Consider the following 14,455-nt stretch of genomic DNA (forward strand, 5'->3'; position numbering starts at 1 on the left):
AAATAAAAAAGCCACAAAGGGCTTTCTTATTTGTTTTTGTCCTCGACCAATTATTCTACAGACTTGAGGGCTTCAAGCATATCTACCTTTCGGAGATAATGATTGACAAAAAAGCCTAGGATAGTCAAGATGACACTAATAGCTAGAATTGGGATGAGATACACTTCCCAGCCGACCTTTGGTTGAAAACGGAAGGTACCAGGTGCAATCATCTGAATGAGAAATTGATGGAGATAAAAACCTGAGACTAGACCTACAATCATTCCAATTAGTGACAATATGATGGTCTCCCGATAGATATAAAGGGTCACTTCTTTGTTATGAAAACCAAGAACCTTGATGGTTGAGAGTTCTCGAATCCGTTCAGCAACATTGATATTGGTCAAATTATAGAGAATCACAATAGCTAGTAGCACCGATACCAGCACCAAAATCGCCATGGTATGATTCAGAGAATTGGCAAAACTTTCAAAGAGCTGAATGGTGGAGGCATTTTGAACGAGGCCACTGACAGCCGCCTGGTCCATAAATTCTCCTGCGACTCTTTCGGTATTGACTTCACTTTTATCCTTGAGTTGGACCAAATATGTATTCATCTTGGGTGCTTGACCGTATATCTCCTCATAGGTTGCCTGATTCATATAGACAAAATGGCCCACATAGTGCTCGGTAATAGCACCTACTTTAAAGGTTTTCCCATCGATTATAAAGTTGTCACCAACAGAAACTCCAGCCAACTGGGCTAATTTTTCTGTCAAAATGACTCCGTTTGATAAGTTCAGTTTTTCCCCATTTTTTTCTAAATGGACAAAGGGTTCTAGGTCATCTTGATCCGTTACCATCATGGTCACGGTTTGAACACCTGCCTTGCCAGCATACTTTTCCTCAATCTGTTTGGAAAAAATCAAACGATAGTTTTCAACTTCATCACTCTGCAATTTTTCTTCTAGCTTTGCCTTATCAGAATCAGAAGCTCGAGAATTGACAGAGAGAATCATCTGGTATTGTTGCAGGTCCTTAAACTGTCTGTCGGCCACTCCTACAACAGAGGATTGAATCCCAAGCCCTGCAAATAGGAGGGCTACTGAACCAGCAACTCCAAAAATGGTCATCAGCATGCGTTGTTTGTAACGGAAAATGTTGCGGGCTGTTACCTTCTGAGTAAAACTCAAACGTGACCAGATAAATGTTATGCGCTCCAAGAGAATTTTAGAACCCTTGACTGGTGGCTTAGGTAGTAATAATTGCGCTGCTTCTTCATGCAACTCTTTGCGAGATACAAGGTAGGCAGGTAAAACGCTAGCTATTAAGCTTAGTCCCAGAGCCAAGAAACTATAGGTCCAATAGAAATTCTGCTGACTCTCTCCAACAATCATTCGCTCAGTAATGATATGCGAGATTGTAGGTGCCAAGACGTAATGTCCAAGCAAGATTCCTAGAATGGTTCCAAGAGTTCCAGCAACCAGACCATAAATCACAAACTTAGCGATGATGTCTTTGCTGTGGTAGCCCAAAGCCTTAAAGATTCCTGCATTGGTCCTTTCCTCGTCTACAAATCGTGTCATGGTGGTAAAGGTAACCATGGCTGCAACGGCATAGAGAACAACTGGAAAGATATTCCCTACGGCACGAATACTCATAGCCGAGTTACTATACATGAGGTAACCTTGACCAGTAGGAGAACTCTTGCGATTGTAGACATGATAGGTTGGCTCTGTTAGAGCCTTGACCTCATTCTGACTAGCCTGCCATTTATCCTTTTCGCTCGCCAGATTCGTTTCAGCTTGGCTCAGCTTTTCCTTTTCTTGCTTTAGTTGTTCTTTTGCTTCTCCTAACTGACTAGATGCTTGACTTTTTTGTGGTTCTGGTAGTTGGCTTAACTGAGCCTCTTGACCCTGAAGCCGACTCTCGATATCCTGTAGGCGTTTCTTGCCAGCTGTCAAGTTGGTCTCTGCCTCGTCTAATTGTTTCTTGCCCTCATCAAGGGACTCTTGAGCCTCCTTTTTCATTTTCACTAGTCGCGCTTGACCATTATCAGCAACTAGGTCTTTGAGAGTTGCCTCTTCTTCCTCTTGCTTCTTTTCATAATCGCTGGAAAAAGGATTAACATCTGTTAAACTAGCAAAACGCAGGCGGGCAATCGTGTAAACAGAGCTCTTAAAATTTGCTTCAGTTACGACACCATAGGCTGCTAAGTTCCCATTACCACTGGCTGAACTCCCCATATCCGTTTTTGAGAAAATATCTGGAGAGTGGACGAAGCCTGTAATGGTATAACTATCCCGCTTCAACTGAGAATTACTGCCCTTCTTTTGACTCAAATGAATGACTTGCCCAATTTGATAGTGATCTTTCCAAAAATCAGCTAGAGCCAATTCATCTTCTTTTTCAGGCAAACGCCCTTCCGTTACTTGAAATTTTGAAATCTTTTCAGTATTTGAAAAGATCCGTATGGCATCTTGACTGTTTGCCAGAGTCAAATCTGTCATATAACCAAATTCGACATCTGCTCCTGATAGAGTTTGCAATTCTTCCTGGTCTGCCTGATCTAGACCATAATCTGCTATGACGGTCATATCTGCCGCATTGGTATCTTTTAGATAAGCCCAAGCTGTTCGCTCCATATTAGGACTAGCAACCTTGAGACCAACCACGGCTAAAGAACCTAACATCATCAGAGTTAGGATGGATAAAAACCGTCCCTTTGAACCTGTGAAAGACTGGAGCAGGTCTTTCCAATATGTCTTTCTTTTCATCTTAGTACTCCAAATCATCAATATCCTGTGGTTGAGGATTGAGGACAACACTCTTGACACTGGCATCATGCATCTGAATCACCCGATCAGCTATTGGAGCTAGGGAGGCATTATGGGTCACGATGATAACGGTGGCCCCTTTTTTACGTGACATATCTTGAAGAATCTTTAGAACCTGCTTACCAGTCTGGTAGTCCAAAGCTCCCGTTGGTTCATCACAAAGGAGAATTTTAGGATTTTTTGCCACCGCTCGAGCAATGGATACCCGTTGTTGCTCACCGCCTGATAGCTGAGCTGGAAAATTATTAAGACGATGACCTAAACCTACGTCCTTGAGAACCTGCTCAGGATCCAAGGCATCAGCAACAATTTCTGAAGCTAGCTCAACATTTTCCTTGGCAGTCAAGTTAGAAACCAAGTTGTAAAATTGAAAGACAAAGCCAACGTCATCTCTACGATAGTTAGTTCTCTGATGAGAAGTGAAATTCGAGATATTGGTTCCATCAATCCAGACTTGCCCTTCATCATTTGTATCCATACCACCTAGAATATTTAAGACCGTTGACTTTCCTGCTCCAGATGAACCAAGGATAATGACCAGTTCTCCCTTTTCAATCTCGAAGTTGACATCACGATTGGCTACGATTTCTGTTTCTCCAGTATGATACCTCTTATAGCTATTTTTCATTTCAATATAAGCCATCCTAACTCCTCCTCTTCTCCTATTTTCATCTTTATTATAACTCTTTTAATAGCAAAAAAGCCATCTAATGATGACTTTTTTTACGGCTCATATTTTGAGAGTCTCCTGATATTCGTTTTCCCTCGTTTTTCATAGCTAACAATAATTCGGATGTTCTTTATTATTGTTGTTTGCATGAAGTAGTTATCAAGTGGAAATAGGAAAACTAACACCTATTTAACATACTCTTTTTTCGTGAACTTCCCCAGCTTTCGATAAATAGAATTCCCAATAGCAAAAGAATTATCGTGCAAGGCAGTAAGACTAGACCCGTACCCCAATTTAGATTGACATTATCAATCTGCTTAGGTAATCTTCCAGACAAAATCTCCACTGAACGCAAGTAAGTAAAGGGAATCAGATGTGCAATCCTCTGAAGAGGCTGAATGGTTTGGATACCAAACAATAAGCCGACAATCCCAATAAGTGAAAGAAAGAGGATAGGCATTTTTTGCTTGAAAAAGTAAGCAATCAAGTAGACAACTTCCACAATAACGATAAAAGCTAAGAAAGCTAAGAGCAAGCTAGGAAATAACACATCTTGTATCTTCCCAATAGTTACTTCTTGATTGGTTAAGTTATAAATCGGGTAGGGGTAATCTAACTGTCCAAAACCGCTTATCAGACTTCCCACTAGAAAAGAAAATCCACAGATTCCGATACACAGCACGGTTACATAGCTCACCCCAACTCCAAGAGAGGACATTGCAAATGAAACTTTTGAAAAAGGATATAACTGAGCTGTGTCAAGATGATTTTGATATCTTTCTGCAAAAAGTTGTGTTAGCATAAAAATAATAGCAATCACAAATAAGGTTGGGATGATAACCTCTAAAATCCAGACAATCTGATCAATTCCGTGAGTCGGATATTCTAAATTGTGGGCTTTTGTGTTCAAGGGATATAGGGCTTGGTAAGTCTTTCGTTCGCGGTCAACCGCCATTTTTAAGTCAGAACTAGCAGTCGGTTCCTTTGATAAAATTTCATAACTCTTCTCTACATCTTGCCACTGCAAATAGTAGGCTTCTTTCCAGCGCCCTTCTTTTAATAAAGTCAGAATTTCTGTCTTTTGAGTCAAATGATTTTTTTGCGAGTCTAAATTTTCTTTAGCAAACTGGTATTCCTCCGAGCTGGTGTCAGATATTTGGGAGAGTTTCTCTTCATATTCATTGATGACTCTCTCATTTTTTACAAGACGGGTTTCCAACTCGCTCTCCAAGCTGACGGAGTTTGCAGTCTGACTATTGAAATAAAAGGTAACACCGATTATAGATACAAATAAAGCTAAGACAATCCAGTTTAAGCGGCTTCTGAAAACTTTTTTCAATAAAAATAGACTAACATCTTTCATAAACTAAACCTCTTCTATCTGACCCTGATGAATGGTTACGATGCTATCGCAAATCTCCACTAACTCCTCTTTGTAGTGGGAACTTAAAAGAACTAGCTGCTCTTGTCTATCGATTTCTGTCAGCCTATCAAAAAATTTCTGTCGATAATACTCATCTAAGCCATTTGTAATCTCATCCATGAGCCAGCATTTCGCCTGACTGAGAAAATACATGGCAATCACCAAGCGTTGCTTCATGCCTAAGGAATACTTGCGAATGGGAAGGCTGATATAATCAGACATTTCCCAGTAGGCGATTTCATCCCTCAAGTTCAGGTCTGACTTCCAAATATTTTTTATAAGGTGAAGGTAGTCCATCCCACTTAAGTTTCCATCCAGCCATTCAACACTTTCATAATAAAATAAAGAAGGAGGGACTGTAATATTTCCACTACTTATGGGAATTAAGTTGCTAATGGCGCGGAACAGTGTCGTCTTTCCAGAGCCATTGATAGCAAGAACTCCATAAATCCTGCCTTTTTTAAAGGTGAAATCTACATCTTGTAAGATGACTTGTCGCGTTTTTAAGGTAACATGAGTAAGCCTTAACATATCAAACCCTCCTTTTTCTCACTCTTTAACGATTAAAAGTCTCCGCTGTAATAGTTTATGACCTCATAACGATAGAAATTCCAGCCAGAATCAACTTTATATTTCATAACGAGACCACGACGAGATGTTAATATAGCTATGTCTGTGGTAATTCATACTAGACTTATAGTAGGTATTCCAATCATACCGATAACTTTTAGTGACTGTCACAACAGACACACTGGATTGAAGAGACCAATTCATAACAAACTAGCTAATAACACGACTTTGACTGACTTTTCATATTTTTCATTGCATTTATATCATTAGTGTTGAAAACGCTTTCATTATATCGTTTTTCTCATTTTTATGCAACAGTTCCCCATTGGTTTTAATAATATATAACACTTATAAATTATATGAAAGTTCTAAATTGAAGTTAGCTAGTCTTACTTTCTAAAACTAAGATTGTTTGACTAACTTAGAGGAAATATGGGACGTAATTTCATTTGACAAAATGGTTTAGGCTAAGACTAGCCTTGGTTTAGCTGACTAAATATTTTCAAGGGAACCTGTTGTCAATTGAAAGACAATTTAGGAATAAGAAACCAGCTCTGTCTTATACTCAATGAAAATCAAAGAACAAACTAGCCGCAGGCTGTACTTGAGTACGGCAAGGCGACGTTGACCCGGTTTGAAGAGATTTTCGAAGAGTATTATACTTTCTTGTTGTTCACTACAGTTGACAAAGAGCCAAAAAAGCGAACAAGACCAGATTCTGTTTATCAGAAAACTAGTTTTGTCCGCTTTTTATGATCGAGATTAGTCTCTTAGTCCAATCTCTATGACTTAGATGCTATAACATCATCTTATTCGTCTTCTTTTTTCTTTCCCATTGCAAAGAGACCAAGTAGTGCTCCTACAACACCTGCTGTTGCAAGGGTTGCATTTTCTTTTGTACCTGTTTCAGGGAGGATATTTTGATGACTTGCAGGCGCTTGGTAGGTCTTGTCTTGTGACATAGCAAGAGCTACTTGTGACTGCTCATCTCTGTATGCTGGTGTTTCACCTGTAGTTGGGGCTGAACCATTCACACGTCCAGTAAATTCTGGAACTTGGTGACTAGTCCCTTCTCCACCAGGAACGCCACCTTCAAAGTGTGGAACTTGATGGGTAGTTCCTTCTGAACCATTTACATGACCAGTGAACTCAGGTACTTCATGAACAGCTGCTTCTGCGCCATTCACACCACCTGTGAATTCTGGTACTTCTACTACTGGTGCTGGCTCATCACCTGCTGTGCCAATGACTCCTGGGTACTCTGGGACTTCATGAACAGCTGCTTCTGCTCCATTGACACCACCTGTAAATTCTGGAACTTCATGGATAGCTGGATCTGTTTTACCAGATACTTCTTTCTTAGTTCCGACTAAGACAATCTCATCTTGCGGTGCTTCAATAGTTTCGCGAAGTTTTTCAGTACGGCTTCCATCTAGTGCTACTTCAGTCAGGATACGTTCTTTACCTTCACGACCTGCTTGAGTTACACGAGTTTCACCTTCTGCTAGAGTTGGATCTTCTTTCTTCACTCTCTTGAAGCTGAGAGCTTCTTCTACCACTTCTAGAATAGGAAGCTCTTCCTGAACAGCTGGGGCAACTTTTCCAGTTTCAACCTTTTCTTTGGTCAATTGGATACGGTATTCCTTGACCTGTTTACCACTTTCTGAAACGAGACGTACCAAGACTGGAAGTTTATCGTCACCACTATCAACAACTGTTGCCGCTACGTTTTCACCAGCTTCAACGGTCACTTTAGGACGGTTTCCACTATAGGTTACTTGGTAATCCACACGAGCTTCAGAGAAGTCTGCAAGCTCTCTACCATCTACTAGAAGTTTAGAAGCTGTATTGTCTTTAGGTGCTTCACTTGGTGCGATAAAGGCCATTTCAGTGATCGCCACACCCTTCTTGTCTGCTTTTCTGTCCATGCGCCATCTCATGGCTTTAGCTTTGACCGGTGCAAAGGTTACATGGATGTCAGTTCCTGCTTGAACTTCTTGATCCGCACGGTATTCAACTTTCTCCCAGTTAGAAGGAGTGTTGAATGGATGTTCTGGATCGTATGGTTGGTAGTTAGAGTAATATTCTGGTGAATCAAATTCTGGTCCCACATAGCGTTCTAGAACAAGTTTAGAAGGTGCATCTGTTCCACCATCTGCAAAGAACCGAATGCTTCCTTCAGCTACTGTACGTTCAACAATCTTACCATTTTCTCTGAAGATAACCCCTACTGAGACTTCTGGATTATCAGATGGAGTTGGAGACCAGTTGGTCCAACGACGGGTTTCATCATCTGAACCATCGTTAACATAATCTACACGGTCATGAGAGTTTGGATCAATATCGTTAGTTGCTGAGGCAAATGAACGGTTGCTATCGTCATCGAAGTCTGGGTTGTCTGAAAGATTTTCTCCGAGTTTGTCTGTTACACGAACAGCTACTTCAGCAGTTAAATCAGTACCCAAAACGCGACCATGAACTGTAAATTCACCTGCTTTTGTTAGATTTTCTGCTGGAACTGCTTCCCAGTCAACAGCCAAGTCTTTGACTTCATAGTTAGATTTTCCTGTGAAGTAGACAGGAACTTTTGCTGGTAGCTCAAGGGTTTGTCCTTTAGCAACCAAGCGAGATGATTTGGCAACAGCAACAGGTTTACTTGCGAGCAAATCTTTATCATTTGTGAAGTGTAGGCGGTATTCACCTAGGATATCTCCGTTTTCAGCCTTGACAACAACACGAACTGGATCTCCTTCACCTACGCTTGGTACAACTGTTGCAATACCATTTTCAGTGACACTTGCTGTAACAGCTGGAGCTTTTCCTTGGCTTGCTTCTAGATAGTAGTCAGTCAAGCCTGGGTTAAAGTTTGGCAAATCTTTTCCATCTACTTGGATTTTTGCTTGAGCATTCTTAGCTGCAGCTACTTGTTTAGAGAAGATTTGCATTTCTGTAATAGAAGTACCCCATTTACCATCTGGTCTAACCATGCGGATACGAACAGCATAAGTGTTGACTTTATCAAAGCTAAAGTGGGTCATTTCTCCAGCTCTGACTTGATCTGGAGCCTTGAGATTTGTTACTTCTTTCCAGTTTTTATCGTCATTAAAGACATGGTCTTCGCGTGCTACGAAGCTTGGATTCTTAGGAACTGTTGGAGTTGCTGAACCGACATAGTATTCGATGACATAGGATTTAGGTGCACCAACACCGTGGTCTTCGTGGAAGGCTACATTGAGGTTATCAACTGATCGTTTAGACATGATACCAGAGTCACCAAAGAGAATTCCCACTGATGCTTCACTTGTACGTTTCCAGTTTGTCCAGCGGTTTGCTGGTTGATCATTAAATGAGATTAGTTTGTCATTGACATTGGCTACTGAATCACTTGGGTTTGAGTCTGATGCAAAGGCAAGTGGCAATTCGGAACCAGTCCACTGGTCAGAAATATTAGCACCCGTTTCTGTCTGAGCAGATACACGAACATGAAGTTTAGTTGGTAGTTGAGTACCTTCGACATGTCCTGTCACAGTAAACTTGCCTTCTTGTGCGTATTGGCTTGGTTCAATTGCGTCCCAAGTTACTTTAGCTGAAGAGACTTGGCCATTTGAGTGGTAAGTACGAACGCTCTCTGGTAGTTGAGGAGCTTCTGCAACTGGAGTAGTTACGCTCACTTCTTCGACAGCAATGATACCTTCGACAGATACCTTAGCATGTGCTTCTTTCTCGATTCCTTCAACTTTACCTAAGACATCAAAGCTATGGTATTTAGCAAGGTTTTCCTTAGCAACTGCTTGCCAAGTCACCTTGTGAACCTTTGGAAATCCTTTGTCATACTCTACAGTTACTGTAGCAGGTAGACTTGGTTCTTGGTTCAAACCTGTCACGACACTGACTGGACGGATGGCTTGGACAACTTTGCTTTCAGTATTTGCTTGAATGTTCAAGTCAATCTGACCTTCTGCTCCTTCAAATTGAGCTTTCAGAGTTACTTGACCAGGTTTGTGCAATTCAAGCATACCTTTACGAACGGCTACATCTCCTTCACCTGTAGTTGAGAAGGTAACCTTATCAGCTTTCAAGACTGCTTGTGTACCGTCTTGATAGTGAGCCAAGACCTTGATACCGACAGTTTGGTCTTCTTTCAAAGTAGCTGCATTTTCAACTTCTAGGCTCAAACGTTCAATTTGTGGAGCTTCTTGTAGGAATTGGATAGCATAGGTTTGTAGTGGGCCACCATCGTTGGGTTGAACATGGATGCTTGCACGCATACCATTTGCTTCATTAGCTTGAATAACTGTCACTTGAGCATTTTCAGCCGTAGCTTTAACCTCTGGCAAAGCTACGCCATAAGCAAGCTTGTGGTATTTTACAGGTTGGTCAGTTGAAAGACCTTCAACCGCTTGATCTGCCACAGTTACACTTGGAACTACTGGATTAGCAGCTTCACCTTCTGCCACTACCAAGGTCGCAGCGATTTCTTCATCTTCTAAAATACCTTTTGCTTGGATGCGAGAGCCTGGGATTGCTAGTTTAGCTTGATCTTCAGCTGCAATTTCCCACTTATCAACATCATAGCTTGCTACAGTACCATCTGATAATACGTAGGAAACAGATTTGTCAACTGAATTTAGGTCTGTATTTGGAGCGATTCTCTTGACTACAGGCAATTCTGCTTCGAGAGCCAAGACTTCAACACGCGCTTCTACATCACGTCCATCTGCTACACCCTTAACAGTCACAATTCCTGGTTCATTGACATCAACTGCTGACCATTCTACTGGAAGTTTTGTACGGCTACCATCACTGTAGATAAAGGCTACTTTCTTAGGCATTTTCGGTGCTTGACCGATAACAGTACGAACTTTAGCAACTTCTGTACCCAAAACTGTTTTTTCAGCTTGCTCTTTCTTACCTGTGAAAATGGTTGTTTGATCAGATTTCAAGAGATCAGAGTGGGCAGTCAAAGTGAATTTACCTGCTTGCTCAGTTGATTTGACAATGACAACACCCTTACCATTGAAGGCCTTGCGAATCCATGAACCGTCAGCTTGCTCTTTGTAACGCTCGCGGCTTGCTTGTTCACCGTTGTCCACACCGACAATCTGACCTTGTCCATGCAACTGGAAGCGTACAAGGTTATTAGCAGTAGGAACTACATTGCCAGCGCTATCAACGATTTCGTAGTAGATATAAGTGAGGTCTTTCCCGTCTGCTGCGATAGCATTTTCTTCTTTGACTAAGCGAACACCTGCAGGCTCACCAGCAGTCGTAACCTTATCACGAGCAATTTCATTACCAGCCTCATCACGAGCTACTGCTTCCAGGGTTCCAGGTTGATAAGCAACCTTCCACTCAAGGTAAAGTTCATTTGCATTGGCACCTTCTTGGTAAGTACGTCCATCACTAGTTTGTTTCTTGTTAAATGTTTTCTTACCTAAGGACTCACCATTCAAGAATAGTTCCACATTGGCAGCATTTGAAAATGCACGAACAGGAATCTTACCATCTGCATCCGCTACATTCTCTTTTAGACTAGAATCTTCCCAATTCCAGTGAGGAAGGAGGTGAACCATTGGTTTCTTCTGAGCAGAAACCCATTGGCTTTGATACAAGTAGTAGTCATTCTTTGGAATGCCGGCTGTATCTACGATACCAAAGTAAGAACTCTTAACTGGTGTGTTGTTTTGGTTGTGCCATGGAGTAGGCTCACCGATATAGTCGGTACCCGTCCAGATAAACTGACCAGCATAACCAGCATTGTCACGATCAAAAGTCCAAGATGCAGTTGCTGTTTTACCCCAACCAACACGGTCATTACCGTAGTCTGACTGCTCATAATGACGGTAAGCTTGGTTACTGTGAACTAGCTCACTTTCTGGACGGAAATAGCTACCACGAGTACGAGTTGCTGAAGAAGTTTCTGAACCGTAAATCAACCAATTTGGATGTTTCGCACGAAGCTTCCTGTAGTTGTCTTCTGAATAGTTAAATCCAACCGCATCAAGTTCGTTCGCAATCTTTTCATGATCACCACTACCATCACCAAAGCGGAACTTGTCTGCTCCCATAGTGACATAGCGTGTCTTATCAACTGCCTTGATCACTTGCACCAAGCGTTTAACAGTCGCTAGAGAACGAGCCTTACCGTCTGCTTCACCAATTTCATTACCGATAGACCACATGAAGATAGCAGGGTTGTTCTTACCTCTCTCGACCATTGTACGTAGGTCAAAGTCAGACCATTTTTCACCTTTTTTAGCATCTGGGTGAGTGGCGTCTTTGTCAAAGAAACGGCCGTAGTCATACTGTTTCTTACCACCGTACCAAGTATCAAAGGATTCTTCTTGGACCAACAAACCTAGTTCTGCAGCAATCTGCAAAGTTTGCTCACTAGCTGGGTTGTGGGTTGTACGGATAGAGTTCACACCCATATCCTTCATCTGTTTCAGACGACGGTATTCTGCCTTATAGTTTTCTTCAGCTCCTAGAGCTCCGTGGTCATGGTGAAGAGAAACTCCATGGAATTTAATGCGTTCACCATTCAAAGAGAAGCCTTCATTTGGTGTCCAGTTATAGTAACGGTAACCAAACAAGTCCTTCTTAGCATCGACCAATTGACCATCACGATAAACACGAGTCACCAACTCATAAAGGGCAGGCTTGTCGTTAAGAACTGTCCAAAGTTTTGGTTTCTCAACTTGCAAAATAGCATTTAGACTAGTTGATTGATGAGCTTTCAAGACTTGGCTATCTGTACGAACCACGTCCGTTACAGCCTGACCATTTCGTTCAATAATTTGGTATTCAGCAACAATTTCATGATCTTTGTCATCTGTATTGACAATCTTACTTGTTACATGAGTATCAACCTTACCAATTTGTTGTTTTTCAAGGTCTGGTGTTAAGATAGTTGTTCCATTTTTCTCAGCATGAACCTTATCTGTGACTTGAAGGGTAACATCGCGGTAAATACCACTTCCTGAGTACCAACGGCTACTTGGTTGTTTATTAACCGCATGTACAGCTACGACATTTTCACGACCGTCTTTATTGAGATAATCAGTGATGTCATAAGAGAATTGGTTGTAACCATTTGGATAGTGACCAACTAGCTGACCATTTACATAGACTTGCGAATCCATATAAACTCCGTCAAAGACCAAACGAACATTCTTGTTAAGGTCTTTTTCATCTAGTTTAAAGGTCTTGCGGTACCAAGCATCACCACCATTGAGTTGTCCCCCCTCATTTTGGGCAGGAGAATCATGATCGAAGTCATTGTAGATACTCCAGTCATGAGGAAGGTCTAATTTCTTCCAGCTTGATACATCTGCATCTGGTTTGATGGCGTCTTTGGCATTAGCATTGAGTTTAAAATGCCAGTTTTGGTTAAATTCTACTTTACGGTCCTCAACCAATTGATTTACCTCCTCGCTGGTAGCCGGTTTTAGGTCCGGTTTTTCCGTTTGAGCAGATTGATCTTGAGTAATTGCTTGAGGTTTCTTATCTAACATGGAATCCACTTTTTTATCAGAATCTGATTGTAGAGTTTGGTCGCCCTGTGTTTTTTCAACTTCATGAGCTGGTGTAGCAACTTCACTTGCAGCTGATTCGGTTGATGCTGGCTGTTCTGGACTTCTTGTTTCACCAAGTTCCTCTTTATGAGAATCATCCTCTACTTTTTCTGTAGCAACTGCAATTGGAGTTTCATCAGCTGAAACTGGGTTTGCACCAGCTACACTTGCTCCAAATAAGACTGAGCAAGTACCGATGACTACAGAGCAAGTTCCAACGGTAAATTTTCTGATACTATACACTCTTTTTCGATTCCATTGATCTTTTCCCATAAGATCCTCCTTATATTCGTAACCGCTTCCATTTTTGTGTAAGCGCTCTACTTTTTCAGTAGTATTTTGCTTCTATTTTATAAAATAATATAAGAAACTTCAATACTGGCAGCATAAAAATCATACTTTTGATTCTTTTTTCTATAATTTGTAGAAAAGTTTAAAAATCTGAATGTACATTTAATGAATGATTTTACTAAAAAAGGCGGTGGGACAGAAATCGATAGACAAAGTCTCGATTTCGTAGTCCCAGCCCCGCGAGGATGATTAGGAGCTTTTTGGAGTCTAATACTCAATGAAAATCAAAGAGCAAACTAGGAAGCTAGCCGCAGGTTGCTCAAAGCACTGCTTTGAGGTTGTAGATAGAATTGACGAAGTCAGTAACATATATACGGCAAGGCAACGCTGACGTGGTTTGAAGAGATTTTCGAAGAGTATAAAAGACGAACAAAAAGTTCAATCAACTACCGCGTCAAAGTTTGATTGCTAATAAAAAGTGAGGTCGGAATCTTTTGTCCCAACCTCTTTTACGGACTATCAAACTGATATTTCCTTATAGATTATTGACTAGATTTACCCTTTTCCAAAAGCTTGACCATCTCATTTTTACGCTCTTCTAGCTCGGCAATTTGCTGGAGTAAAAGTCCTGAAAAATCACATTCAAGCTCTTCAGTTTCGCCACTATTATACCAATCTAGAGCTACTATATGATTGTCCTTATCAAAGCAGAAAATCACATCTCCGTCACCTACGATAGACAGAAAGGGGATATAATCCACAAAGCCCAGAGTGTGTAATTCCTTTGTTTGAAGACGAATGTCTAAGAAGTCTGGGATGCCATTTGCAATTCCCAAGACCTTAATACCTCGGCAGAAGGTCCAAAATGGTGCTACATCGTAAGCCTTGGCTCTTGGCCATAGCTCTTCCCTGACTTCCATAAAGAGGCCTCCAAGAGATGACATGGTGAATTCCCTGAAATCTTCTGGAAGACGAATGCCATATTGATTTTCAAAATCCTGGATTTCTTCTTCCGATGGTTCATTGCCCATGCAGGCGACAACCTGATAAGTTTCCTTATCATAGTGACGAAAATAATCATAAACTTCATTGAGTGCCATCATCCAACTCC

At 41.2% G+C, this 14,455-nt stretch carries 6 protein-coding genes and 3 pseudogenes; all 9 read right to left on the reverse strand.

Annotation, left to right across the window (positions count from 1 at the left end):
* Positions 1–50: 50 nt before the first annotated feature.
* On the reverse strand, positions 51–2,756 hold the full coding sequence (locus AAFQ93_RS08960; RefSeq protein WP_375555220.1) for an FtsX-like permease family protein: 2,706 nt from the start codon (positions 2,754–2,756) through the stop codon (positions 51–53).
* Position 2,757: 1 nt separating this feature from the next.
* Positions 2,758–3,459 (reverse strand): ABC transporter ATP-binding protein, encoded by a 702-nt coding sequence (locus AAFQ93_RS08965; RefSeq protein WP_223140011.1) that lies wholly within the window; start codon positions 3,457–3,459, stop codon positions 2,758–2,760.
* Positions 3,460–3,664: 205 nt separating this feature from the next.
* Complete coding sequence (locus AAFQ93_RS08970; protein WP_223140012.1) at positions 3,665–4,849, reverse strand: hypothetical protein; 1,185 nt, start codon at positions 4,847–4,849, stop codon at positions 3,665–3,667.
* A gap of 3 nt (positions 4,850–4,852) precedes the next feature.
* On the reverse strand, positions 4,853–5,440 hold the full coding sequence (locus tag AAFQ93_RS08975) for an ABC transporter ATP-binding protein (RefSeq protein ID WP_223140013.1): 588 nt from the start codon (positions 5,438–5,440) through the stop codon (positions 4,853–4,855).
* Between the two features lie 32 nt (positions 5,441–5,472).
* A pseudogene (locus AAFQ93_RS08980) lies at positions 5,473–5,683 on the reverse strand (hypothetical protein).
* A 605-nt stretch (positions 5,684–6,288) separates the two neighbouring features.
* Entirely contained in the window at positions 6,289–6,858 is a 570-nt protein-coding gene (locus AAFQ93_RS08985; RefSeq protein WP_375555788.1) for an SIALI-17 repeat-containing surface protein, read from the reverse strand.
* Positions 6,834–12,948, reverse strand: a pseudogene (gene bgaA / locus AAFQ93_RS08990) (LPXTG-anchored adhesin/beta-galactosidase BgaA); the annotation flags it as partial. The gene AAFQ93_RS08985 and the pseudogene bgaA, both read right to left, overlap by 25 nt.
* Before the next feature lie 227 nt (positions 12,949–13,175).
* Positions 13,176–13,326: pseudogene (locus AAFQ93_RS08995) on the reverse strand (YSIRK-type signal peptide-containing protein); the annotation flags it as partial.
* A 560-nt stretch (positions 13,327–13,886) separates the two neighbouring features.
* Positions 13,887–14,444: an SMI1/KNR4 family protein gene (locus tag AAFQ93_RS09000; RefSeq protein ID WP_375555221.1), complete on the reverse strand. Its 558-nt coding sequence runs from the start codon at positions 14,442–14,444 to the stop codon at positions 13,887–13,889.
* Between the last annotated feature and the right edge of the window lie 11 nt (positions 14,445–14,455).

The sequence above is a fragment of the Streptococcus nidrosiense genome (assembly GCF_042140045.1).
GTDB lineage: Bacteria > Bacillota > Bacilli > Lactobacillales > Streptococcaceae > Streptococcus > Streptococcus nidrosiense.

What these genes read in the sequence shown, in the direction of transcription:
- AAFQ93_RS08960 (WP_375555220.1), bottom strand. Translation starts at nt 2,756, where the DNA reads ATGAAAAGAAAGACATATTGGAAAGACCTGCTCCAGTCTTTCACAGGT.
- AAFQ93_RS08965 (WP_223140011.1), bottom strand. Translation starts at nt 3,459, where the DNA reads ATGGCTTATATTGAAATGAAAAATAGCTATAAGAGGTATCATACTGGA.
- AAFQ93_RS08970 (WP_223140012.1), bottom strand. Translation starts at nt 4,849, where the DNA reads ATGAAAGATGTTAGTCTATTTTTATTGAAAAAAGTTTTCAGAAGCCGC.
- AAFQ93_RS08975 (WP_223140013.1), bottom strand. Translation starts at nt 5,440, where the DNA reads ATGTTAAGGCTTACTCATGTTACCTTAAAAACGCGACAAGTCATCTTA.
- AAFQ93_RS09000 (WP_375555221.1), bottom strand. Translation starts at nt 14,444, where the DNA reads ATGGCACTCAATGAAGTTTATGATTATTTTCGTCACTATGATAAGGAA.